This window comes from Bradyrhizobium icense, assembly GCF_001693385.1.
GTDB lineage: Bacteria > Pseudomonadota > Alphaproteobacteria > Rhizobiales > Xanthobacteraceae > Bradyrhizobium > Bradyrhizobium icense.
Genome location: NZ_CP016428.1, coordinates 3841523 through 3865708, shown reverse-complemented (window position 1 = coordinate 3865708; position 24186 = coordinate 3841523). Strand labels below are relative to the sequence as shown.

The window sequence follows — 24186 nt, the reverse complement described above, 5'->3', positions numbered from 1 at the left end:
ATTTCGATAATTCTGGAAGTACCGTTGACGATTGGGGATATCCCTGTCATCATGCCCGCATGAAACTCGACGAAGCCGCTGCCCATCTGGAAGCGCTGGGGAATCCGACCCGGCTCAAGATCTACCGTGCGCTGATCCGCGCCGGCGGCGCCGGACTTGCCGTCGGCCGGCTGCAGGAGAAACTGAAAATCGCCCCCTCCACCCTCTCCCACCACATCAAGGCCCTGGTGGTCGTCGGCCTGGTCACCCAGGTGCGCGATGCCACGACGCTGATCTGCCACGCCAACTATGAGGTGATGCGGGAACTGGTGGGCTTTCTGGTCGCCGAATGCTGCACGGAAAGCGCCGAAACCAAGGATGCCAAGACCGCGGCTTAGCCGCCGCTCTTTTCGACCACTATTTCGATATTTCTGGTTATATGGGAGAACATCGTGAGCGAAGCCAAGAAGGTAGCCATCATCGGAGCCGGACCGGTCGGTCTCGCCGCCGCCGCCCATGTGCTGGAACGCGGGCTGCAGCCGATCGTCCTGGAAGCCGGCGACAAGGTCGGCCACGCCATGCGGCAGTGGGGTCACGTCCAACTGTTCTCGCCCTGGGAATACAATGTCGACAAGGCAGCGACGCGGCTGCTGGCGACAACGGGATGGAATTCTCCCGAACCGGATCAGTACCCGACCGGCATGGAGATGGTGGAGCGCTATCTCGAACCGCTTGCGGCCCACACGGCGCTCGAGCCTCATATCCGGACGTCGAGCCGCGTCACAGCGATCAGCCGGACCGGCTTCGACAAGATGAAGACCAAGGGCCGCGAAAAGGCGCCGTTCGAAATTCGCTACCAGAACGGACAAGGTCCGAAAGTCGTCAACGCCGATGCGATCATCGACGCCTCCGGCACCTGGCATTCGCCGAATCCGGCAGGCGCCAACGGCCTTTCCGCTATCGGCGAGGCTGATACCGCCGACCGCATCGCCTACGGTATGCCCGATGTGCTGGGCAAGGACCGCGCGCGCTATGCCGGCAAGACCGTGGCGGTGCTCGGCGCCGGCCATTCCGCGATCGGCACGCTGACCGATCTGGCCAAGCTTGCGCGCGACGCACCGGGGACGCAGCCGATCTGGCTGCTGCGCGGCAGCGATCCGGCCAAGGCTTTCGGCGGCGGCGCCAACGACAAGCTGGTGGCGCGCGGCGAGCTCGGCGCGGTCTTTACCGCGCTGGTGAAGGCGGGCAGCATCAAGGTCGAAAGCGAATTTCGCGTTTCGCATCTCGTAGCCGACGGTCCTCGCCTCGTCGTCGGCGGCCTCTCCGCCTGCAGCGCCCGCCAGGCCGTCGTTGATCAATTAATCGTCGCGACAGGTTTTCGCCCCGACCTCGAGTTCTTGCGCGAACTGCGCATCCGGCTCGACCCCGCCATCGAATGTCCGGTCGCGTTGGCGCCGCTGATCGACCCGAACGAGCATAGTTGCGGCACCGTGCGGCCGCATGGCGCTCGCGAACTGGCGCAGGACGAGCCGGGCTTCTATTTCGCCGGCATGAAGGCTTACGGCCGCGCGCCGACCTTCCTCATGGTCACCGGCTACGAGCAGGTGCGCTCGATTGCCGCCGACATCGCCGGCGACCGCGAGGCCGCCGAGCGGGTCGAACTGGTGCTGCCTGAGACCGGCGTCTGCAATCGGTCGCCTGCACCTGCTGCCGGCAATTGCTGCGGCGGCCCTGCATTATCGGATGTTGACGCCTGCTGCGTCGCGGATGAAAAAGCAAAGCAACAAGGCAAATCGGGATGTGGTTGCGCGTCCTCGGCATGAGGAGTGAATAGAATTTCGCTGGAAGGCCGATCCGTCATCGTTGCGATGTGCGTAGGGCAGCTCGGCGTCGCGCTGGATGCGACGGGCGGACCGCAAAACGCATCGGCCTGGATGGCGGCGTTCGCGGTGCTGGCAGCCGGCATCCTGCTCGGCCCGCTGGCGCTGTTATGGTCGAGACAAGAGACGCTAGAGCCGTGAATCAGCTTCCCATCATTCTCGCCCTTGGCACGACACAGACCTTGGCCTGGGCTTCGAGCTATTATCTGCCGGCGATCCTCGCCGACCCCATCGCGCGCGATCTCGGCATATCCTCGACCTGGATATTTGCCGCTTTCTCGGCCTCGCTGGTGATTTCGGCCCTGATAGGCCCGCGTGTCGGACGGCAGATCGACCTGGTCGGCGGCCGGTCGGTGCTGTCGCTATCCAATCTGGTGCTGGCGGCCGGGCTGGCGCTGCTCGGCTTCACATCATCCATCCCCATGCTGGTCATCGCCTGGCTGCTGCTCGGCGTCGGCATGGGCGCCGGCCTCTACGATGCCGCCTTCGCCGCGCTCGGACGCATCTACGGCGACGCTGCGCGACGCTCCATCACCGGCATCACGCTGCTCGCCGGCTTTGCCTCGACCGTCGGATGGCCGCTGTCCGCGTGGGGGCTGGAGACCATCGGCTGGCGCAATACCTGCTTTGCCTGGGCGGCAGCGCATATCCTGATCGGCCTGCCGATCAATCTCCTGATGCTGCCGGCCGTGAAAGGCGCGAAGGCGGCTGTGGCGGCAGCCGTGAAGCCGCATATTCCGATCGACCGCACCATGATCGTGCTCGCCTTCGTGTTCGCCGCGGCCTGGACCGTCACCGGCGCAATGGCAGCGCACCTGCCGCGCATCATGGAAGCGGCCGGCGCGACCACGGCGCAGGCGGTGTTCGCCGGCGCGCTGATCGGCCCGGCGCAGGTGGCCGCGCGGATCTTCGAGGCGGGCTTTCTCAGTCGCTACCATCCGCTGGTCTCGACCAAGCTTGCCTGCATCACCCACCCGATCGGCACCACCATATTGGGCCTGGCCGGCGGCGGCGCGGCCAGCGTATTCGCGCTGTTCCACGGCTCCGGCAACGGCATCCTGACCATTGCGCGCGGCACACTGCCGCTCGCGATCTTCGGCCCGGAGAATTACGGCTATCGCCTCGGCATCATCGGCGCACCGGCGCGGATGGCGCAGGCTGGAGCGCCGCTGCTGTTCGGCCTGCTGATCGAGGTCATGGGCGCGCAGGTGCTGATCGTGTCGTCGGCACTCAGCATCGCGGCGCTGCTGGCGCTGTTTCTGCTGCCCAAGGCGCCGCCGCACTCGAAGCCGTGAGCTAAAACGTGGATGCCCAGGTATATGCCGCAGATGGAGGATATCTGTAGCGTGAGGTTTTACGAGCCTACAGCTTCCTGGTCTCCGACGTCGCGATCCATATGCCCGCAAACACCGCGATCAGCCCGACAATGAGGTTGAGCGTGATCGGCTCGCCGACGAGCTCGGTTGCAAGCAGGCCGGCGGCAACCGGGTTGACCGTCATGGTGTTGGCCACGCGCGTCGGCGACGCCCGCTCCAGCGCCAGCACCCACAGGATGAACGCGAGCGCCCCGCCGGCAACGCCGAGATAGAGCCCCGCGATCCATTGCGGTGTTCCGAACTCGCCGAGCGATGCGACGCTGCCAGTCAACGATCCGACCAGGATCAGGGCCGCTGCGCCGGTGCCCATGCCCACGGTGAGGAACCCGAGTGCGCTGGATCGCTCGATGAACGGCCGGGACCAGACATTGTAGAACGCCATGCACAGAACCGCGCCGGTCATGATCAGTTCGCCGCGCCACGCGCCCGCCGGCGCGGCCGACAATCCCGTTGCGAGTGCGGCGGCGACACCCAGCACCGCGATGCAGACTCCGATCGACTTCCGTTTCGTGAGCGGCTCGATGCCGAGCAGAGCGCCGACCACCATGGTGTGCAGCGGCAGCGTCGCCAGCGCGAGCGAGGCGCGCGCCGCGGTCGTGAACGTCATCGCAATATTGTAGAGAACGAAAAACACGCCGAAGAAACAGAAGCCGAGGGCGGCCACGGCGGGCCAGTCCGCGCGCTTCGGCCATCGCGCCTTCAATAGCAGCGCCGCCGGCAGCACGCAGCAGAACCCGATCCCCCAGCGCAAGTTCGCAAGCGTGATCGGATCGGTGTTGCCGGCGAGATAGCGCGTGATCGCCGCGGCGCTGCCGCCGAGGCTGCTCGAGACCAGCGCGATCGCCACCCCAATCCATTCACCCAAAGCCGCCCCCTGTCGTTCGCCTCTATCGCGCGGATCATATGGTGCGCGAGATCGCGCGCGCGAGTCTCGACGGCAGTCGGACGTCTTTCTGTCTTGCGCCGCGCGATCTCAACGCAATTGGCGGCAACTGTCAGCAGCAGATGTCGATCTCTCGTCTTGCGCGCGATGCCATGACGGGCTTAGCCTGCTTGCGGGGAAATCGCAGCCTCCCCGTCAAATGGCGATCCCATTCAAGCGCTGCTCGCTTTTGTGTGGAGCGGGCACATGGATGGAACGACGCTCGAACTGCTGCTGTTTCTTCTCGCAACTTTTGCCGGCGCGCTCGTCGCCGGCCTCTCCGGCTTCGCCTTCGGCCTCATCGTATCGGCGATCTGGCTTTACATCCTAACCCCCTTGCAAACGGCGACGCTGATCATTGCGTTCGGGCTTCTCGTGCAGGGCTATTCGGTCTGGAAGCTGCGCGGTGCGCTTAACTTGCGAATTCTCTGGCCGTTCGTGGCCGGCGCCGCACTCGGCGTTCCCGTCGGTGTCGGCATCCTGACCTGGGCGAACCCTGCCCATGTGCGCGCGGGCGTCGGCGCGTTCCTCGTTCTCTACAGCCTCTACGCGCTGCTGCGACCGGCCATCCCCGCGTTGAAAGCGGACGGCGCCGCGGGCGATGCCGCCGTCGGTTTCCTCAACGGCGTGCTCGGCGGCATCACTGGGCTTGCCGGAATTCTGGTGACGATCTGGTGCGGCCTGCGTGGCTGGCCCAAGGACGTGCAGCGCACAGTGTTTCAGCCGGTGGCGGTTGCGATCTTCCTGATGAGCGCACTATGGATCGGCGCCAAAGGCGCGATCACGCAGGACACGATCAAGTTGTTCCTGATCGGACTGCCAGCCTTGTTCGCCGGCACCTGGGCCGGGCTGAAACTGTTCGGGCGGCTCGACGATGTCATGTTCCGGAAGATCGTGCTGGCGCTTCTCCTCGTGTCGGGAGTCCTGTTGATCGTGTAGCACCCGATCGGCGCTGCTCCACACCTGCAAATTACGCGTCAATCCGTTCCTAAATTTCAATCAATTGCATCGAACCGGCATAGCGCGCCGTCAAGAAGTTTTTGTCATGAGAAGCTGACCGGAGCCCCGGGTTCCGGTGGTTTCGAGGCTCCGGCAGATTGGAGCCTCCAGGCTGTGGAAGTGGCTATGAAGGAAGCGAACCGCTTGCGCGAATTGGAGGCCGAGTGCCGTCAACGCGCGCTGAGCGAACCCGACAAGAAATGGTATTGGCTGGCCCAAGCCGCCAAGTACCAGGTGCAGGCAAGCCAGCAACTCGCCTTCTCGGAAGGGAGCAACACCCCCCATACGCCGGAGGTCAAGCTGGCGCAGTGGTCGCATGTTCGGGATGAGCGGCGCGTGATGGACCCCCTCCCCGACGGACGGCGATCCCCCTGGTAGTCCGGCGAAACCCGCGTTGACGAGCCGGTCTCCGCACCGCGCAAGGAACGCACTATTGCCCCTGCTCCTCCGGCGGCTTGATATGGCGGAACGAAAACAGGAGCGCCAGGTCGTAGGCGATCTTGAGTGTACCGCAAACCACCAGCGGCAAGCCCGCAAAGGACGTCATCAACAGCGCACCCGCGATCGCCGGACTGATGGCAGATGCGAGGCTGCGCGGCACGGCGGTGACGCTTGCAGCGGCCGGCCGCTCGGCCGGCGTCACCACGGCCATGACGTAGGAGGTGCGCGTCGGCACGTCCATTTGCGATAGCGCCGAGCGCAAGAGCAACAAGCCAAGCGCGATGTAGAGATTCGGCGCAAACGCCGCCAGGATCAGGAAGATGCTGGAGGGAATATGCGTAAACACCATGGTGTTGACGAGACCGATGCGCTTGGCGATCCAGGCAGCGACCGGGTACGAAAAGGCGCTGAGCGTGCTCGACCAGAAGAAGAACAATCCGGCCGCGGACAATGACAGATCGAAGCGTTCGAACAGCCAGAGTACCAGCAGGGATTGCGCGACGAAGCCGCCGGCAAAGGAATCGATGCTGAACAGCGCCGCGAGCTTGTAGACGGTGCGGCGCGAAGGCCCAAGCGGCGTCTGCGGCGCCCGCTCCTCGCCTTGCTGGTGCGGCACGTGGCGATAGAGTGCCGCACATGCGATGCCGAGCGCGGCATAGGCATAGAACATCAGGCGGAACGCAGCGAATTTCGTGCTGCCGCCCGCCACGAGGAGATCAGGCAGCGAGGCCGCAAGCGAACCTGCTGCGGTGCAGAGCGCGCCGATCAGGCTGTAGCGCGCGAACACCTGCGTGCGGCGCTCGTCGGTCGCGCTGTGCGCGAGCACCGCATGCTCGAGCGGCACCAGCACGCCGAGATCGCCGCCGGAAGCGTTGATGGTACCGATGAACGCGACCAGCGCGATGAGCACAAAATGCTCGACGGCGGGAAAGGCGATGCCGGTCGCCGCCATCAGACACGCGCCCGCGATCATCAGCGGTCGCAGGTCGTGGCGCGGCGCGATCCAGCCTGTAATCAACGTCAGCAGCGCCGTTCCCAACAGCGAGGCGGTCGCGACGATGCCGACGGCGATAGCGTCGTATCCCAGCGCTGTCATGTAAGCCGGCAGGATGATGACGGCAAAGCCATCGCCGAAGCCGCGCAGGCCGCGTGCGACATAGAGCAGCCGGGTCAGCGCGTTGGCGGTAGCGGATTTAAGTTCAGTCGCGATATCGGTCATCCGAGCGTCCATGCGCCATCCTCGCGAGAGGCGAGTGTGCGCAGAGCTTGGACGGCGGGCCGTCTGACGGGGAGCCTGCTTTGTCCCCGACGGAGAAAGCTAGGACCGAATATGAGGTTTCGCAAGCGTCCTTGCGTAGGATGGGTGGAGCCCAAAGCGATAGCCATCCTACGGTTCCCGCGAGAGCCGGTTGACAGCGGAAGCCGCAGGCGCTTAATTCGCCCCCATGGGGATGTTGCGATCTCCCCACGAGGCGACATGCCCAAGTATCGCGTCCCGTTTTCTTTGACGAGGGCGCAGCCATGTCATCCTACACCACGATATCTCCAGACAAACTTATCCGGCTAATCGGCACGGCGAACACGCCTGCCCTGATCGACGTCCGCACCGACGAGGATTTCGCCGCCGACCCGCGGCTGATTCCCGGCGCTATCAGGCGCAATCATGAAGAAGCCCCCGGCTGGGGCGAAGAGTTTTCCGGTCGCTCGGCGATCGTCATCTGTCAGCGTGGGCTGAAGCTTTCAGTGGGCACCGCGGCCTGGCTGCGCCATCTCCACGTCTCGGCCGAAGCGCTGGAAGGCGGTTTCGAAGGCTGGAAGGCCGCCAAACTGCCGCTGGTGCCGGCGGCAAAGCTCCCCGCGCGCGATGCGCAGGGCCGCACCGTCTGGGTCACGCGCGCGCGGCCGAAGATCGACCGCATCGCTTGCCCGTGGCTGATCCGCCGGTTCGTCGACCCGAACGCGGTGTTTCTCTTCGTCACGCCGGCTGAAGTGCTAGGGGTCAGTGAGCGTTTCAATGCCGCGCCGTTCGACGTCGAGAACGTGTTCTGGAGCCACCGCGGTGAACTCTGCACGTTTGACGTTATGATCGAGGAGTTCGGTCTCGCGACGCCGCCCCTGCTGCGGTTGGCGGCGATGGTTCGCGGCGCCGACACCGGGCGGCTCGACCTATCGGCGGAAGCGCCCGGATTGCTCGCCGCCTCGCTCGGCCTGTCGCGGATGTTCGACGACGATCTCGAACAGCTTGAAGCGGGCATGACGCTGTACGACGCGTTCTATCGCTGGTGCCGGGACGCGACTGGCGAGACTCACAATTGGCCGACCAACAAGGCGAAATCGTAATGGACGCGACCATGAACAAGGTGGCCGAAGCCGATGCCGTCAGGGAAACCGATCACGGCATCAGCTTCGGCGAGGCTTTCCGGGTCTGGCTGCGGGTCGCCATACTGAGTTTTGGCGGCCCGGCCGGGCAGATCGCGGTGATGCACCGCATCCTGGTCGAGGAAAAGAACTGGATCTCCGAAGGCCGGTTTCTGCATGCGCTGAACTACTGCATGCTGCTGCCGGGCCCGGAGGCGCAGCAGCTTGCGACCTATATCGGCTGGCTGCTGCACCGGACGGCCGGCGGCATCATGGCGGGCGGGCTGTTCATCCTGCCCGGCATCATCGCCATCATGGGCTTGAGCTACATCTACGCAGCCTACGGCAATGTCGGCTTCATCGAGGCGCTGTTCTTCGGGCTGAAGGCCGCGGTGCTTGCGATCGTGGTCCATGCGGTGGTCCGGGTCGGCAAGCGGTCCTTACGCAACCGCGTGATGATCGCGCTCGCGGCGATCGCCTTTGTCGCGATCTTCTTTTTCAACGTTCCCTTCCCGGTCATCATCATCGCGGCCGGCCTGATCGGCTATTTCGGCGCGCGCAGCGGCCGGCCGGAGTTTGCCGCCATCGAACATGGTGGCGGCGGCAAGAAGTCGGCGGCGGTCGACAGCCTGCTCGGCGAGGAATTGCCCGACCATGTCCGCCCCAGCGTGGCGCGCGCGTTGCGCGTAAGCTCCATATGGTTGTTGCTCTGGGTGGTGCCGGTCGCGGCGCTGCTGATCGGGTTTGGCCAGGCCAACGTGTTCAGCCAGATCGCGCTGTTCTTTTCCAAGATGGCGATGGTGACGTTCGGCGGCGCCTATGCGGTGCTGGCCTATGTCGCCCAGCAGGCGGTCGAGCATTATCACTGGCTGCAGCCGCGCGAGATGCTCGACGGCCTCGGCATGGCCGAGACCACGCCGGGCCCGCTGATCATGGTGCTGCAGTTCGTCGGCTTCATGGCCGCCTACCGCGATCCCGGCATGTTGTCGCCTATGGTCGCGGCGACGCTCGGCGGTTTGCTGGCGACCTGGGTCACCTTCATCCCCTGCTTTCTCTGGATCTTCCTCGGCGCGCCCTACATCGAGACGCTACGCGGCAACAAAGGGCTTGCGGGCGCGCTCTCCGCGATCACCGCCGCCGTGGTCGGCGTGATCCTGAACCTGTCGATCTGGTTCGGATTGCACACGCTGTTCCGGCAGACCACTCCGGTGCGTTCATTCGGGCTGTCGTTCGACATGCCGGTATGGGCAAGCCTCGATGTCGCAGCGTTCGTGCTGGCGGCGGCGGCGGCGACCGCGATCTTCCGCCTCAGTGTCGGCATGCTCTGGGTGCTGGCGGGGTCGTGCGTGGCGGGCGTGGCGTTGCGGCTTGTAGGGTGGGTTTGAGAGATATTGTAGGGCGGATTAGTACTACTGAGTCAGACGGTCGCAATCATAGAGGCTGAGAATCAAGTAATTGAGGAGATTCAATATTTGGCGCGGAGGGCCAGATGAATCTCGATCAGGGTGGAGATAGCGAAACGCGGTTTGCGGAGTATGTGGCCGGTCTTGGAAGCGTGATCGGTCACGTGGAGCGGACGAGACCGCTGCGCGACTATTGCATGGGCCTGATGCTGCCTGGGGAGCGCAAGAGCGTTGAGCCGATGGCGGCGCGGACGGCTCCAGCGCGCACGGCGGCACAGCACCAGTCGTTGCTGCATTTTGTCGCCAACGCGGCTTGGTCGGACGAGGACGTGCTGGCCAAGGTGCGCGAGATGGTGTTGCCGGCGATCGAGAAGAGCGGGCCGATCGAGGCGTGGATCATCGATGACACCTCGTTCCCCAAGCAAGGCAAGCATTCGGTCGGTGTGCACCACCAATATTGCGGGCAACTCGGCAAGCAGGCCAATTGCCAGGTCGCGGTGTCGCTGTCGGTCGCCAATCATGCCGCCAGCCTTCCGGTGGCCTATCGGCTGTACCTGCCGGAAGCTTGGACGAAGGATCGTGCCCGGCGGAAGAAGGCAGGCGTGCCGAAGCAGATCAAGTTCAAGACCAAGCCGCAGATCGCGCTGGAGCAAATCCGCTGGGCCTGCGAGAGCGGTCTGCCACGCGGCGTCGCGTTGATGGATGCGGCCTACGGCAGGGACGCGCGGCTGCGTGCAGGCATGACGGAATTGGGCGTGCCTTACGTGGTCGGCATCGTGCCGACCATCTTGATGTGGGCCCCAGGCAGCGGCCCACGGCGAATGGACAAGCCGATGAACAACACCGGCCGCCGCGATGAGCCCGAACTGGTCTCGGCCAAAAAAGTGGCACTCGGTCTACCGAAGCAGGCCTGGCGCGCGGTGACGTGGCGGGAAGGCTCGGCCGACCAGCTATCCTCGCGCTTCGCGCGTGTGCGTATCCGCGTCGGGTACAACAAACTGATCCCCGAGAAGCTGTCGCCTGAGTGGCTGTTGATCGAATGGCCGGAGGGCGAAGCAGAGCCAACCAAATACTGGCTCGCCACGCTGCCGGAGAACGTCAGCTTCACGCAGCTCGTCGATCTGGCCAAGCTGCGCTGGCGCATTGAGCGCGACTATCAGGAGCTCAAGCAGGAGGTCGGGCTCGGTCACTACGAAGGGCGCGGCTGGCGTGGCTTCCATCATCACGCCACCCTGTGCATCGCGGCCTACGGCTTCCTCATCGCCGAACAGGCGACGATTCCCCCCTCAGAACCTCGTTCCGCCGCGCCAGTCCAGGTACCTCCCTTACCCGACGATTATCGACCCAGAGGATCTGCCCTTGCGGCCTGAACGCCACGTCCCGAACTCGATCGCAACCATGCGCGTGCGGCTGAGCCGGGCCCTCAGCAAAACGATCATACAATGCCCTTGTTGCGGCGCCGCCGCAGCATCACGCACGCGCAGAAAAATCATGACGCAGTAAGACTAATCCGCCCTACACTCCTTACACCCGTTCCGCCGGCGCCAGCCTGCAGACGGCGGCATCGACCTCGATCTGCAAGGTGGAATGATGGATGTTGAAACGGCGCGACAGCTCCTCGCAAACGTGATGCAGGAAGGCATCGTCGCTGCCGCCGGGGCGTACCAGATGCGCGGTCAACGCGGTTTCGTTGGTGCTCATCGCCCAGATGTGGAGGTCGTGCACCTCAACCACGCCTTCCAGTCCGCCGAGGTATTCCTTCACATCGGAAAGCTCGATGCCGCGCGGTACGCCGTCGAGCGCAAGATTGACGCTGTCGCGGGCCAGTCCCCACCCGCTCCAGAACACCACGGCCGCAATGACAAGGCTGATCGCGGGATCGAGCCACAGCCACCCCGTCAGCATGATGATGCCGGCGGCGACTACCACCCCGAGCGAGACGCCGGCATCCGCCGCCATGTGTAGATAGGCGCCGCGAATGTTGAGATCGCGATGGCGGCCGCGCATGAACAGCAGCGCGGTGCCACCGTTGATGACGACGCCAAGCGCAGCGACCAGGATGACGGTCATGCCCGCGACCGGCGCCGGGGCATAAAAGCGGTTGACCGCCTCGACAACGATGCCGCCGACCGCAACCAGCAGCAGGCCCGCATTGAAAAGGGCCGCCAGGATCGAGGCGCGGCGATAACCGTAAGTGTGACGTTGCGTCGGCTGCTTCTGCGCAAGCCACGCGGCACCCCACGCCAGCAATAGCGCGACTACGTCGGACAGATTGTGAACGGCGTCGGAGATCAGCGCCAGCGAATTGGCGGCGTAGCCGAAGATCAGCTCGGCAATGACGAACGCGGTGTTGAGCGAGGCGCCGATGGCGAATGCCGCGCCGAAATTGTCGGGCGCATGGCTGTGGCCGGCGTGACCGTGAGAATGATCATGCGCGTGGGAGTGATTGTGGTGAGCGTGATCGTGCGCCATGCCACGGTATATAGCGCGACAAAATCTGAATACTATCACGGTGAGAGGATGCGAATCGCGCGGCCTTGAGCCGGGACCCGTAACCACCGCCCTCAATCGTTGAAGCGAGATGGAGCTCCAGCGAACGCAAACCACGATTGGTTGTGGTTATGGATCCCTGCTTTCCGCAGAGACGACAGCAGTTACCTCAGGCTACTCCACGCCGCGCAAAAACTTGTTCGACTTCGGCAGGCCGTGTGCGAGGCGGCCGGCGTCGGCGCGGTTGCCGCGCCAGTCGGACAATTCCTTGGCGCTCATGCTCTGTTCGCGGCCAGCCGAATCCTTCCAGGTCAGCCCGGCCTTGAACTCGAACACAGCGACATCGGACAATTTGGCGCTGGAATACTTCTGCAAACGCACGCCGCGGCCGCGCGCCATCTCCGGCACCTGCTCGAGCGGGAACAGCACCATCTTGTGGTTTGTGCCGATCGCAGCAACGGTGTCGCCTTGCACGGTTGCGATCGCGCAGGCCTCGTTCGGCATGGTGACGTTGAGCACCTGCTTGCCCTTGCGGGTATTGCTGACGCAATCCTCCTCCTTGACAACAAAGCCCTGCCCCTCGCTGCTCGCGATCAGGAACTTGCGTTCGCCCTTGTTGACAAACAGCGAGACGATGGCGGCGTCCTGCTCCAGGTCGATGAACATGCGGATCGGCTCGCCATGGCCGCGCCCGCCGGGAAGCTTTGCGACGTCGAGCGAATAGAACTTGCCGTTGGTCGCGAACAGCAGCAGCTTTGACGTGGTTTCCGCAAAGAACGCGTGGTCGAGCTTGTCGTCGGTCTTGAAGGCGAGCCCTGAGATATCCTCGACATGGCCCTTCAGCGTCCGCACCCAGCCCTTTTCCGAGATCACGACCGTCACCGGCTCGCGCTCGACAAAGGCTTCCTCGATCGCGGCGAGATCGTGCTCGGGCGCGTCGGCGAATTGCGTGCGGCGCTTGCCGAGCGGCGTCTTCGGCCCAAAGATGTCGCGAACCTTGCGGACCTGCTCGCCGACCTTGGACCATTGCTCGGCTTCCGAGCCGAGCAGCGACTTGATGCCCTTCAGTTCGTTGCGGAGGTTCTTGTCCTCGGTTCGGATTTCGAACTCCTCGAGCTTGCGCAACGAGCGCAGCCGCATGTTGAGGATGGCGTCGGCCTGGACTTCCGTCAGCTTGAACGCCTTGACCAGCGCCGGCTTCGGCTCGTCCTCTGTGCGGATGATCTTGATCACCTTGTCGATGTTCAGATAGGCGATCAGGTAACCGCCGAGAATTTCGAGCCGGTTCTCGATCTGGGTCTTGCGGTAGTTCGAGCGGCGCACCAGCACGTCGCGCAGATGGTCGAGCCATTCGCGCAGGCATTCCGCGAGCCCCACCACCTTGGGGATCTTGCCCTTGATCAGCACATTGAGGTTCAGCGAAATCTTGCTCTCGAGCTCGGTGAGCCGGAACAGCGATTCCATCATCAGCGCAGGATCGACCGCACGGGATTTCGGCTCGATCACGAGGCGAACGTCCTCGGCCGATTCATCCCTGACGTCGCCGACCAGCGGCAGCTTCTTCTCGTTGAGCAGCTCGGCGATCTTCTCGACCAGCCGCGACTTCTGCACCAGCCACGGGATCTCGGTGATGACCACCACCCAGGTGCCGCGGGCGCCCTCTTCCTGGGTCCATTTGGCGCGGGTGCGGAACGAGCCGCGCCCGGTCGTGTAGGCTTCGGCGATGCTTTCCTTGGAATCGATCACGATGCCGCCGGTCGGGAAATCCGGACCCTTGACCCATTTCAGGAGCGACTTCGATTTCGCTTCGGGCTTGTCGATCAAATGCAGCGCCGCGTCGCAGAGCTCGGCGACGTTGTGCGGCGGGATCGAAGTGGCCATGCCGACCGCAATCCCCTGCGCGCCGTTGGCTAGCAGGTTCGGGAAGCCGCCGGGCAGAACCACCGGTTCCTTGCTCTGGCCGTCGTAATTGGCGCGGAACTCGACGCCGTCCTCGTCGATGCCGTCGAGCAGCAGCCGCGCGACCTCGGTCATGCGCGCTTCGGTGTAGCGGTAGGCGGCCGGGTTATCGCCGTCGATATTGCCGAAATTGCCCTGGCCGTCGACCAGCGGGTAGCGCGAGGCGAAATCCTGCGCCAGACGCACCATGGCGTCGTAGATCGCCTGGTCGCCATGCGGATGGAACGAGCCCATCACGTCGCCGACGATTTTTGCCGATTTCTTGAACGGGGTGCCGGGGTCGAGCCTGAGCAGGCGCATGCCGTAGAGGATACGCCGGTGCACCGGCTTCAGCCCGTCGCGGGCGTCCGGCAAGGCGCGGTGCATGATGGTTGAGAGCGCGTAGGCGAGATAGCGCTCTTCCAGCGCATCGCGCAGCATCACCTCGTGGATTTCGGCCGGTTCTTCCGGCGGTAGCTGTCGTTTTCCCATGGGGAGGGGTTAGACTCTGCTGATAAATCCGGCAAGACGTATGCCGAATGGAATTTTCTGACGTCGCCCCTGCGAACGTAGGCGCCCATAACCACAGGCGTTTATTGGAAAAAAGGCTGACAGCCCAGCACCAAACGACCGCCGCGGCGTATGGGTCCCTGCGGTTCGCAGGGACGGCGGTTGAGCGAGCGGTCAGGCCGACGAACTGATTCGCGCCTGATGCCGCGTCACTGCGTTGATGAACCCGTCTCTCGCGTCGGAATGGTGCTGCCCGCGCGGCTCCAGCACGTGGCGGAGCAGGAACAGGCCGGTCAGGCGAAAGCCGTCCTGCAGGTCCTGGTCCGACCAACTGTTGGCCCCGCCCTCGCCTTCGCGCAGGAAGGCCGGCAGCCGCAATAGCCGGTCCCGATAAGGCTCGCCGGCCGCGCGGGATACGGCACCGCCGGATTTCGGCGAGACGTAGATCAGGTCGGAGGTTGCGCCGGTGGCGGCGCAGTTTTCCAGATCGAGGCCGAAGCCGAGCTCGGCGAGCATCGCGAGCTCGAACCGGATCAGGTGCGCCGCCGCACCGCCGGCGTCGTCGAAGTCGTCCAGCGTGCGGTCGAGCATTTCGTAGATGTCCTCGTGCGGGTCGCGCTCCGGCAACAGCCGCGCCAGCGCAGCCAGATGGGTGACGCCATAGACCGCATGCGAGGACGCCAGCAGCGTAGCCGCGCGCAGCCGCGTGCCTTCGATTGCGTAGGTGCCGAGGTGCTCGTCGAGCCGTGCCCGCCACACCGCGGCGACGCTGTTGCCAGGCTGCAGCAGCGGCCGCATCCGCGAGGAGGCACCGCCGCGGACCAGGCCGAGATGACGGCCATGCTCGCGCGTCAGCAGTTCGACGATGGCGGAGGACTCGCCATGCCGCCGCACGCCCAGCACGATGCCTTCGTCGGTCCACTCCATGGGGGGAGTTTACAGGATTTGGGTGGGGAGCGCAGCGTCCGGATGCGTTCCCCGGACGCGGTGCAGCACGTAGTGCTGCTTCGCTGTGCCGGGGTCCATGCTTTTGCGCCGCGGCCTCATGGGTCCCGGCGCTGCGGTGCACCGCCATAGCGCGTCGAAGACGCGCGTGAACGCGCTTATGGCGCTGCACCGCGTCCGGGACACGAGTGTCAACCGTCGAACCAGCCGACCGCGTCGCCGGTGAACGAGAAATACAGCCCTGCCGCGGTCAGCGCGCAGGAGATCACTTCGATGCCGCTGTCGAACGCCAGACCCTTCTCGCCGATCATCTGCGCGAGCGAAATCACTGACAGCACCAGCACCGCCGCCAGCACCCAGCGCGCCCAGTTCTTGCGGTGCTCGGCGGCGAGCCGGACGAAATAGACCAACAACAGGATCAGGCCGGCCGCCATCAGCGTTCCGGTGTTGATCATCTGTTCCGTCATCTTCGCCGTCGGCGTGCGGTCCTGGAACGCCACCGACACGGCATCCAGCGTCAGCGACAGATACAACAAAACTTCAAACCACAGCACGTTTCTCGGTAGGGTCATCGGGCTTGTTCTTGGTAATTGGCGGGTCATGTTCTAGCCCCGTCATTGCCTGCGATAAACGCAAAGCGTTTGCGCAAGGGAGCGAATGCGACGAAGCAACCCACCCTTCTTCCCGCGGCTACATGGATTGCTTCGCTGCGCTCGCAATGACGAGCCCTCACTATTCCTTGGGGAATTCCAGCCCCATTTCGCGGTAGCGGTCGGGGTCGTCGCCCCAGTTCTCGCGCACCTTGACGAACAGGAACAGGTGCACGGGCACTCCGACAATTTCGGCGATTTCCTTCCGCGACTCCGCGCCGATCGACTTGATGGTCGCACCGCCCTTGCCGAGCACGATCTTGCGCTGGCTCTCCCGCTCGACGAAGATCGTTTGTTCGATCCGGACCGACTTGTCCTTGCGCTCGGTCCAGCTATCGGTCTCAACGGTCGATTGATATGGCAGTTCCTGGTGGAGTTGGCGGTAGATCTTTTCCCGGGTGATTTCCGCCGCCAGATGCCGCAGCGGCGCATCCGACATCTGGTCCTCGGGATAATGAAACGGACCCGGCGGCACGCTCTTCGCGAGCGTCTTGCGCAGATCGGCGACGCCATCGCCCGACAGCGCCGAGATCATGAAGGTGTGCTCGAATTTCATCCGCTCATTGGCGGCCTGCGCCAGCGCCAGCAATTTTTCGCGCGGGATCAGGTCGATCTTGTTCAAGACCAGGATTTTCGGATGCGCAACCGTCGCGAGCTTGTTCAGGATCGCGTCGGCCTCCTCATCGATTCCGGCCTTGGCGTCGAGCAGCACGCAGACCAGATCGGCATCATGGGCCCCGCTCCAGGCGGTGGAGACCATGGCGCGGTCGAGCCGGCGCTTCGGCAAGAAGATGCCGGGCGTGTCGACCAGGATGATCTGCGCGTTGTCCTCGATCACGATGCCGCGGATCAGGGCGCGCGTTGTCTGCACCTTGCGCGAGACGATGGTGACCTTGGAGCCGACCAGCGCGTTGACAAGGGTGGACTTGCCGACGTTGGGGGCGCCGATCAGCGCGACGAAACCGCAGCGGGTCTCGGAGGGCGCGCCGGGTGCGGATTCAACTGTCATTGCTGCCGCCGCCGACGCCTTCGCGTTCGATCATCACGGAGGCGGCGACCTTCTCGGCTGCGCGCTTGGAGCCGCCGACGCCTTCGGCCAGCGCCAGTCCCGGCAAGTCGACGGCGACGCGGAACTGCGGGTCGTGGTGCGGCCCGGTGCGCTCGATCTCGCGATAGACCGGCGTCGGCAATCCCTTGCTCTGGGCCCATTCCTGCAACACCGTCTTGGGGTCGCGCAGCGGCCGGCGGGGCTTGCGCATCCGCTCCAGCCAATTGCGCTCGACGAATTGCGCCGCCGCCGCATAACCGCCGTCGAGATAGATCGCCCCGATTACGGCCTCGCAGATGTCGCCGAGGACGGATTTGCGCAGGCGCGCGCCCGCCCCCGCGCCCACCGCGCCGAGCTTGATGTCGTCGAGCAGCCCCAGCGACTTGGCGACGTCGGCACAGCTTTCCTTGCGCACGAGATCGGCGAGACGTTTGGACAGTTCGCCCTCGTCAGCGCGCGGATAGGCGCGATACAGCATGTCGGAGATGATCAGCCCGAGCACGTGGTCGCCGAGGAATTCCAGACGCTGATAACTGTCGGCGCGATGCCGCGTCGCGGGCTTCAGGGCCGAGACATGGGTAAAGGCGGTCGTCAGCAGCGCCGGATCGGAGAATTTGTAGCCGATGCGCCCCTCGATCGCGGCAGCCGCAGCCTTCGCGCCGGCCTTGCCACGCTTTTTCTTCGGCGCAGCTTCGCGGGGCGCATCCGTCTGCTGGCCCGGCTCGCTCGGGGCCGATGTGTCGGGAATGGTCGCCGTCTCGTCGTTCATCGCACGATTGTGAATAGGCGATTCCAGCGCACCGCGGTCGGCCAGCGCCAGAACATCCAGGCGTGTTCGCCCTCGGCAATGGAGAAGAAGATCATCTGCGCCCGGCCGACGATGTTTTCGAACGGCACGTAGCCCACCGCCGACAGCACGCGGCTGTCGGTGGAGTTGTCGCGGTTGTCGCCCATCATGAAGAAGTGGCCGGGGGGCACGGTATAGACGTTGGTGTTGTCGTAGAAACCGTTGTCGACGCAATCGAGCGACTCATAGCTGACGCCGTTCGGCAGCGTTTCCTTCCAGCGCTTGACGCGCGCGGTGGCATCGGAGCCGCAGGGGTCCTCGCCGATGAAGTCGGAAAGCCGCTCGCGCTTGACCGGCTTGTCGTTGATGTAGAGCAGCCCTTCCCGCATCTGGATGCGGTCGCCCGGCAGGCCAATCACGCGCTTGATGTAATCGGTGGAATCGTCCTTCGGCAGGCGGAACACCACGATGTCGCCGCGGTTCGGCTCCGAGCCGAAGATGCGGCCCGAGAACAGTGGCGGCGACAATGGAATGGAATAGTGGCTGTAGCCGTACGTGTATTTCGAGACGAACAGGTAATCGCCGACCAAGAGCGTCGCCTTCATCGATCCCGACGGGATGTTGAACGGCTGGAACAGGAAGGTGCGGATCACGAGCGCGATCAGGAGAGCATGGATGACGACGCGGATGGTTTCACCCAAGCCGCTTTCAGATTTTGTGCCGGATGTCACGCTCATCGCTTTCCCAATTCCCGCGAGCCCTAGCCCGCACGGTGGCAGAACGTTTTCCGCACGCGAATCGCCCGATACGTTCGCGTCAGGAAAATGGTCTAGATAACTGATGTTGAGAGCCAATTCTGGCGCTAACCGGAATCGGCCCTGGCTCGAACTCGTAGCTCGCCGCGTTTTAGACGGTTGTTCGTGGGCGCGCAATCAAGCGCCTTGTCAAAACTTCATAATCCATTGATAAATCAATGATTTTTAGTTTTTGCCGCTTCCCCGGCGCAAACGCCTGCGCGGCTCATGATTTGCCGGGTGCGACCGCCGAAATTATGACGAAGGCCTGCGCCAGCGGCCAGTCGTCGGTGATCGACAGATCGATCCGCGCCTCGAACCCCTCCGGCGTCAGGGCTTCGAGCCGGGCCAGCGCGCCGCCGGTGAGTTTCATGGTCGGCCGTCCCCCCGGCATGTTCACCACCCCCATGTCGCGCCACCAGACGCCGCGCCGGATGCCGGTGCCGAGCGCCTTGGAACAGGCCTCCTTGGCGGCGAATCGCTTGGCATAGGTCGCGACCACCATTTTTTCGCTGTTGGCGCGGCGCGCCGCCTTGGCGCGCTCGACGTCTGTGAAGATGCGGTCGAGGAAGCGGTCGCCATGGCGCTCGATCACCTTGGCAACCCTTGTGATGTCGACCAGGTCGGAACCGATGCCGATGATCATGGCCGGCTCGCGACCTTCCGGCGGCCGCGGTCCATTGCGGAGCGCATCTGCCGCACGGTCTCGCCAAGCCCGACGAACAGTGCCTCCCCCATCATGAAATAGCCGATGTTGAGTTCGGCGATCTCGGGCAGCGCCGAAATCGTCTCCGCGGTCTGGTAGTCGAGGCCGTGGCCGGCATGGACCTCCAGCCCCGCGGCGCGCGCCAATGCGGCACCCTCGACAATGCGCTGCCATTCCGCCTCGGCCTTGTCAGCGTGACCGTCGACCACGGCGTCGCACCAGCCGCCGGTGTGGATCTCGATCACGGGCGCGCGCAATTTCGCCGCCATCTCGATCTGCGGCGGGTCGGCTGAGATGAACAGCGACACCCGGATGCCGGCATCGTTGAGCCGAGCGATGAAGGGGGCCAGCAAGTTGTGCTGGCCGACCACGTCGAGCCCGCCCTCGGTGGTGAGTTCTTCGCGGCGCTCCGGTACCAGGCACACGGCGTGCGGCTTGGTGGCGAGCGAGATCCGCAGCATGTCTTCCGTTGCCGCCATCTCGAAATTCAGCGGCTTCGATATTTCCGCCTTCAGGCGGGCCATGTCGCTGTCGCGGATGTGACGGCGATCTTCACGCAGATGGGCGGTGATGCCATCGGCGCCCGCCTCGATCGCCAACAGCGCCGCGCGCACCGGATCCGGCCGCTCGCCGCTCCGCGCGTTGCGCAAGGTGGCGACGTGGTCGACGTTGACGCCGAGGCGGAGCGGGGGAAGAGGCATGACGGGACTCGCAGATATCTTGAACAAGCCTGGACTATAATGCGAGTTCCTCATCCTGAGGAGTGCGAAGCGCGTCTCGAAGGGCCACCGGCCGGGCCTCATGGTTCGAGACGGCGCGGAGCCTGTGACCGGGCCGCGCTATGCGCGGACCCGTTGGCGCCTCCTCACCATGAGGGTTGGGCACGTAAGCGCTACCCATTGACGCGCTCGACCTTGGCAACGACGGCCTTGGCACGCAATTGAGCGATAATTGCACTGAGATGTTTGAGGTCATAGACCTCGAGATCGATGGTCAGCTCGGTGAAATCCGGCGAGCGGCGCGACATGCTGATATTATCGATATTGCCGTCGTGCTCGGCGATCACGGTGGCGACCTGGGCGAGGCTGCCGGGCTCGTTGACGTTGTGGACCAGGATCCGCGCCGGAAAACGCTGCGGCATGGTTTCATCGATATCCCAGCGCACGTCGAGCCAGCGCTCCGGCTCCTCCTCGAAATCCTTCAGCGCCGGCGACTGGATCGGATAGATCGTGATCCCCTCGCCCGGCGTGACGATGCCGACGATGCGGTCGCCCGGAACCGCGCCGCCGTTCGGGGCGAACTTCACCGGCAAGTCCGAATTGATACCGCGCACCGGGATCACGGAGGTGCTGCGCGCCGGATGCGGCTCCGACTTCAGCTTCAGTTTGACCGCGAGGCTCTTCTTGGCCCCGTACTTCACCAACCGCTCTTCCTTGTAGTCCGGGTACATCGCGCGGGCGACATCGGATGCCTTCAGTTCGCCACGTCCGACGGAGGCCATCACGTCCTCGATCGAGGCGCGCGCCAGACGCGGCAGTGCACCCTTCAGCTTGTCGTCGGCATATTCGATCTTGGCGCGGGCAAACAGGCGATCGATGATGCGGCGGCCGAGGCCTGCATATTGATCGCGCACCGCGGTGCGGGTCGCGCGCCGGATCGCCGCGCGCGCCTTGCCGGTGATCGCGAGCGATTCCCATGCCGAGGGCGGCGCCGACTGGGCCTGCGAGGTCAGGACCTCGACTTCGTCTCCGTTCTGCAATTCGGACGAAAGCGGCGAGAACTTGCCGTTGATCTTGCAGCCGACCGCCGAGTTGCCGACATCCGTATGCACCGCATAGGCGAAGTCGATCACATTGGCCTGACGCGGCAGCGCAATCAATTTTCCCTTCGGGGTGAAGCAGAACACCTGGTCGTGGAACAGCTCAAGCTTGGTGTGCTCCAGAAATTCTTCCGGATTGGCGCTCTCGGACAGGATGCCGACGGTGTGGCGCAGCCAGGCAAAGGCGTTGGATTCGTGCTCCAGCCGCTCGGTCGGCGAGCCCATGCCTTCCTTGTAGAAGGCGTGCGCGGCAATGCCGAATTCGGCGATCTGGTTCATCTCCTCGGTGCGGATCTGCAATTCCACGCGCTGGTTGCCGGGTCCGATCACGGTGGTGTGGAGCGAACGATAGTCGTTCTGCTTCGGCGTCGAGATGTAGTCCTTGAAGCGTCCGGGCACTACCGGCCAGGTGGTGTGCACGACGCCGAGCGCGCGGTAGCAGGCCTCCGCGTCGCTTAGGATAATGCGGAAGCCGTAGATATCGGACAATTGCTCGAAGCCGACCGACTTGCGCTCCATTTTGGTCCAGATCGAGAACGGCTGCTTGCGGCGGCCATAGACGCGCGCAGGGATGCCGTTCTTCTGCAGGTTCTTGGAGAGCTGGCTTTCAATCTCGCTGATCAGATTGCGGTTGCGGTCGGCAAGTGCGTCGAGCCGTTGCTTCACCACCGCATAGGCTTCGGGATCGAGCACATGGAAGGATAGATCTTCCAGTTCCTCGCGCATCTCATGCATACCCATGCGGCCTGCTAGCGGCGCATAGATATCCAGCGTCTCCTCGGCAATGCGGCGGCGCGAGGCGTGCGGCACGAATTCCAGCGTGCGCATGTTATGCAGGCGATCGGCAAGCTTGATCAGCAGCACGCGAACGTCGTCGGCGATCGCCAGCAAGAGCTTGCGCAAATTCTCGGCCTGCTTGGCCTCGCGCGAAACCAGCTCCAGCCGCTTCAGCTTGGTGAGGCCTTCGACCAGCGCGCCGATCTCGTGGCCGAAGATGTTGTCGATCTCGGCGCGCGTCGCCTCGGTATCCTCGATGGTATCGTGCAGCAGCGCTGCGACAATGGTGGCGTCGTCCAGCTTGAGGTTGGTCAGGATCGCGGCGACCTCGAGCGGATGCGAGAAATAGGGATCGCCGGACGCGCGCGTCTGCGTGCCATGCGCCTTCATGGCGTAGACATAGGCGCGATTGAGCAGGTCTTCGTTGGTATCCGGGTTGTACGACCGGACGCGCTCGACCAGATCGTATTGCCGCATCATGCGCGAGCGCGGCGATTTCGGCTTCTCCGCCGCGGGCGACGACGGCGCCACCGCGACCTGTCCGGTCGCGGCCTGCATCTGCCGGGAGCTGCGGCGCCAATACGCCATCACGTCACTGCCTTCTTCCACCAGACCCGGACGGGTCCCGCCCTATGCGTATCTAATGTGTTTTCGAACGGCGTTGCACGCCGCGCGGGCCGCGAAACGGTTCAATTTCGCTTGGGCCTGCGGCCATCCAACGCCCAACCCGATGACCTGTCGGCCCGACGAGTCAGCCGTTTTCGGCCGCGCCGGCCAAGGACGCATTGTAACCGCAAAAATGTCAATAAAAGCAAAGGCCCGGACTGGTGTCCGGGCCTTTGGCAGATCGGGAGTTCGGGACGGCCCGGAAGGTTCCGGATTACTCGTCCTCTTCGGGCTGCTCTTCCGGCGGCGCTAGGCCTTCCAGCCCCTTGAGGAGCTCTTCCTCGGTCATGCGCTCGACCGCGACTTCGGTGTCGTCGGCATCGACGCTGGCGCCGGCCGAACCGATCAAAGGCACGGTATCGGGCTCAGGCTCGTCGACCTCGACGAATTTCTGCAGGGAATGGACAAGTTCCTCGCGGAGGTCTTCCGGGGAAATAGTGGAATCGGCGATTTCCCGCAGCGAAACGACCGGGTTCTTGTCGTTGTCGCGATCAACCGTCAGTTGTGAACCGGACGAAATCATACGGGCGCGATGTGCCGCCAGCAGCACCAGGTCGAACCGGTTGTCGACCTTGTCAATGCAATCTTCCACGGTGACGCGCGCCATAGACTGTCGCTCCGTTAAATGGGGCCAAATATGTCGGTTATGGAGGCTAGTTATAGCGGCTGAGGCTGTTGCGCAAGACTAAATTGTGATTTGCCTTCCCAATGGGCTCTGGTACGCCAACCCTGGGGCCGGAACGGGGACAGGAACGGCCGGAGCGTCCAGACGCGGCAGGGTTGCCGTACAGGATAAGTAAATCTCTTCATTGCACTGTCCAAAGTATAGGTTTTTCGCCCTCGCCTCACCATAATTGCAGTGGTGACTGTGGTGGGGCACGATTCACCGAACTTTAGGCAACAGAACCGGAAAGTGCGCGCGGTCGTTAGCCGCTGCGCTAGAAAAGCTAACAACAACGTGAGAACCATTTGATGTCACCAGCTTCCAACAAGATTGCGCTCTTCATCGATGGCGCCAACCTCTACGCAACGGCCAAGACGCTCGGCTTCGACATCGATTACAAGCGCCTTCTCAAGGAATTTCAGAGCCGAGGGACGCTGTTGCGTGCGTTCTACTACACGGCGATTATTGAGGATCAGGAATACTCGTCGATCCGTCCCCTAATCGACTGGCTCGACTACAACGGCTACACGGTCGTCACCAAAGCAACGAAGGAATTCATCGACGCATCCGGCCGCCGCAAGGTGAAAGGCAACATGGATATCGAGCTCGCCGTCGATGCCATGGAACTCGCCGAGCATGTCGATCAGATCGTGCTGTTCTCGGGTGACGGCGATTTCCGCTCGCTGGTTGAAGCGGTGCAGCGCCGCGGCGTTCGCGTTACGGTCGTGTCGACCATTTCGAGCCAGCCGCCGATGATCGCCGACGAACTGCGCCGCCAGGCCGACGTCTTCACCGACCTTGTCGAGCTGCAATCAAAACTGGGCCGCGATCCCTCCGAGCGCCCTGCCCCGCGCGAGCCGCGTCATCACTCCCCGCAATTCCTGCAGCGCGCCACCACCGTGGCGCCGCGGGGTGCTGACGACGATTTCGACGATTGAGAATGAGCCAGTACACTGCTAGAGCCTCGGTTCTGATTGAAAACAGAACCGGGGCTTTTTGTTTTTGCGCGCGCATCTGATGCCAGCCGGTATCGA

Annotated in this window: 23 protein-coding genes; 10 read left to right on the top strand and 13 right to left on the bottom strand. The window is 63.9% G+C overall.

Annotated elements, in window-relative coordinates; all coding sequences use genetic code 11:
• Nucleotides 1–59 precede the first annotated feature (59 nt).
• From LMTR13_RS18185 to LMTR13_RS18175, 4 genes are read left to right on the top strand one after another with little or no spacing between them, the layout of a single operon-like run.
• Nucleotides 60–377 (top strand): ArsR/SmtB family transcription factor, encoded by a 318-nt coding sequence (locus tag LMTR13_RS18185; RefSeq protein WP_065729037.1) that lies wholly within the window; start codon nt 60–62, stop codon nt 375–377.
• A 54-nt stretch (nt 378–431) separates the two neighbouring features.
• Entirely contained in the window at nt 432–1802 is a 1371-nt protein-coding gene (locus LMTR13_RS18180; protein WP_065729036.1) for an FAD-dependent oxidoreductase, read from the top strand.
• Between the two features lie 3 nt (nt 1803–1805).
• Complete coding sequence (locus tag LMTR13_RS40845; protein ID WP_335622093.1) at nt 1806–2000, top strand: hypothetical protein; 195 nt, start codon at nt 1806–1808, stop codon at nt 1998–2000.
• Nucleotides 1997–3154, top strand: a complete 1158-nt coding sequence (locus tag LMTR13_RS18175; protein ID WP_418219778.1) for an MFS transporter — start codon at nt 1997–1999, stop codon at nt 3152–3154. Before LMTR13_RS40845 ends, LMTR13_RS18175 begins: the two co-directional genes overlap by 4 nt.
• Nucleotides 3155–3221: 67 nt before the next feature.
• Here the strand turns inward: LMTR13_RS18175 and LMTR13_RS18170 are convergent, their stop codons facing one another.
• Entirely contained in the window at nt 3222–4100 is an 879-nt protein-coding gene (locus tag LMTR13_RS18170) for a DMT family transporter (RefSeq protein WP_065729034.1), read from the bottom strand.
• A gap of 264 nt (nt 4101–4364) precedes the next feature.
• Between LMTR13_RS18170 and LMTR13_RS18165 the strand changes: the two genes are divergently transcribed.
• Together LMTR13_RS18165 and LMTR13_RS18160 are read left to right on the top strand one after the other, a co-directional pair.
• Nucleotides 4365–5096, top strand: coding sequence for a sulfite exporter TauE/SafE family protein (locus tag LMTR13_RS18165; protein ID WP_065729033.1), 732 nt, complete (start codon nt 4365–4367; stop codon nt 5094–5096).
• A 186-nt stretch (nt 5097–5282) separates the two neighbouring features.
• Nucleotides 5283–5534, top strand: coding sequence for a hypothetical protein (locus LMTR13_RS18160; RefSeq protein ID WP_065729032.1), 252 nt, complete (start codon nt 5283–5285; stop codon nt 5532–5534).
• Between the two features lie 52 nt (nt 5535–5586).
• Here the strand turns inward: LMTR13_RS18160 and LMTR13_RS18155 are convergent, their stop codons facing one another.
• Entirely contained in the window at nt 5587–6816 is a 1230-nt protein-coding gene (locus LMTR13_RS18155) for an MFS transporter (protein ID WP_065729031.1), read from the bottom strand.
• 302 nt (nt 6817–7118) lie between these two features.
• Between LMTR13_RS18155 and LMTR13_RS18150 the strand changes: the two genes are divergently transcribed.
• The 3 genes from LMTR13_RS18150 (at nt 7119) to LMTR13_RS18140 (ending at nt 10728) form a co-directional block, all read left to right on the top strand.
• On the top strand, nt 7119–7937 hold the full coding sequence (locus LMTR13_RS18150) for a chromate resistance protein ChrB domain-containing protein (protein ID WP_065729030.1): 819 nt from the start codon (nt 7119–7121) through the stop codon (nt 7935–7937).
• A complete protein-coding gene (gene chrA, locus LMTR13_RS18145; protein WP_083219084.1) occupies nt 7937–9340 on the top strand; it encodes a chromate efflux transporter in 1404 nt (467 codons plus the stop codon). Before LMTR13_RS18150 ends, chrA begins: the two co-directional genes overlap by 1 nt.
• 104 nt (nt 9341–9444) lie before the next feature.
• Nucleotides 9445–10728, top strand: a complete 1284-nt coding sequence (locus LMTR13_RS18140) for an IS701 family transposase (RefSeq protein ID WP_065729029.1) — start codon at nt 9445–9447, stop codon at nt 10726–10728.
• 154 nt (nt 10729–10882) lie between these two features.
• Here the strand turns inward: LMTR13_RS18140 and LMTR13_RS18135 are convergent, their stop codons facing one another.
• The 11 genes from LMTR13_RS18135 to rpoZ form a co-directional block, all read right to left on the bottom strand.
• The gene (locus tag LMTR13_RS18135) at nt 10883–11830 is read right to left on the bottom strand and encodes a cation diffusion facilitator family transporter (RefSeq protein ID WP_065729028.1); all 948 of its coding nucleotides are present in this window, start codon (nt 11828–11830) and stop codon (nt 10883–10885) included.
• Nucleotides 11831–12022: 192 nt separating this feature from the next.
• Nucleotides 12023–14278: a DNA topoisomerase IV subunit A gene (parC, locus tag LMTR13_RS18130; RefSeq protein ID WP_065729027.1), complete on the bottom strand. Its 2256-nt coding sequence runs from the start codon at nt 14276–14278 to the stop codon at nt 12023–12025.
• Between the two features lie 192 nt (nt 14279–14470).
• On the bottom strand, nt 14471–15223 hold the full coding sequence (gene recO, locus LMTR13_RS18125) for a DNA repair protein RecO (protein WP_065729026.1): 753 nt from the start codon (nt 15221–15223) through the stop codon (nt 14471–14473).
• Nucleotides 15224–15432: 209 nt separating this feature from the next.
• The gene (locus LMTR13_RS18120; protein WP_065729025.1) at nt 15433–15813 is read right to left on the bottom strand and encodes a hypothetical protein; all 381 of its coding nucleotides are present in this window, start codon (nt 15811–15813) and stop codon (nt 15433–15435) included.
• A 160-nt stretch (nt 15814–15973) separates the two neighbouring features.
• Nucleotides 15974–16900: a GTPase Era gene (gene era, locus LMTR13_RS18115; RefSeq protein WP_065729024.1), complete on the bottom strand. Its 927-nt coding sequence runs from the start codon at nt 16898–16900 to the stop codon at nt 15974–15976.
• Nucleotides 16890–17708 carry a ribonuclease III gene (gene rnc / locus LMTR13_RS18110; protein ID WP_065729023.1) on the bottom strand — a complete coding sequence of 273 codons (819 nt, stop codon included), beginning with the start codon at nt 17706–17708 and terminating at the stop codon, nt 16890–16892. Before rnc ends, era begins: the two co-directional genes overlap by 11 nt.
• Nucleotides 17705–18463 carry a signal peptidase I gene (lepB, locus tag LMTR13_RS18105; RefSeq protein WP_065729022.1) on the bottom strand — a complete coding sequence of 253 codons (759 nt, stop codon included), beginning with the start codon at nt 18461–18463 and terminating at the stop codon, nt 17705–17707. Before lepB ends, rnc begins: the two co-directional genes overlap by 4 nt.
• Before the next feature lie 283 nt (nt 18464–18746).
• Nucleotides 18747–19166, bottom strand: coding sequence for a holo-ACP synthase (gene acpS, locus LMTR13_RS18100; protein ID WP_065729021.1), 420 nt, complete (start codon nt 19164–19166; stop codon nt 18747–18749).
• Entirely contained in the window at nt 19163–19927 is a 765-nt protein-coding gene (locus LMTR13_RS18095) for a pyridoxine 5'-phosphate synthase (RefSeq protein ID WP_065729020.1), read from the bottom strand. The genes acpS and LMTR13_RS18095 overlap by 4 nt, the downstream gene beginning before the upstream one ends.
• A 191-nt stretch (nt 19928–20118) precedes the next feature.
• The gene (locus LMTR13_RS18090) at nt 20119–22410 is read right to left on the bottom strand and encodes a RelA/SpoT family protein (RefSeq protein ID WP_065732781.1); all 2292 of its coding nucleotides are present in this window, start codon (nt 22408–22410) and stop codon (nt 20119–20121) included.
• 292 nt (nt 22411–22702) lie between these two features.
• Nucleotides 22703–23095: a DNA-directed RNA polymerase subunit omega gene (rpoZ, locus tag LMTR13_RS18085; RefSeq protein WP_024512695.1), complete on the bottom strand. Its 393-nt coding sequence runs from the start codon at nt 23093–23095 to the stop codon at nt 22703–22705.
• Between the two features lie 365 nt (nt 23096–23460).
• Here rpoZ and LMTR13_RS18080 point away from each other — a divergent pair, with 365 nt between their 5' ends.
• Nucleotides 23461–24090, top strand: coding sequence for a LabA-like NYN domain-containing protein (locus LMTR13_RS18080; RefSeq protein WP_065729019.1), 630 nt, complete (start codon nt 23461–23463; stop codon nt 24088–24090).
• Nucleotides 24091–24186 lie beyond the last annotated feature (96 nt).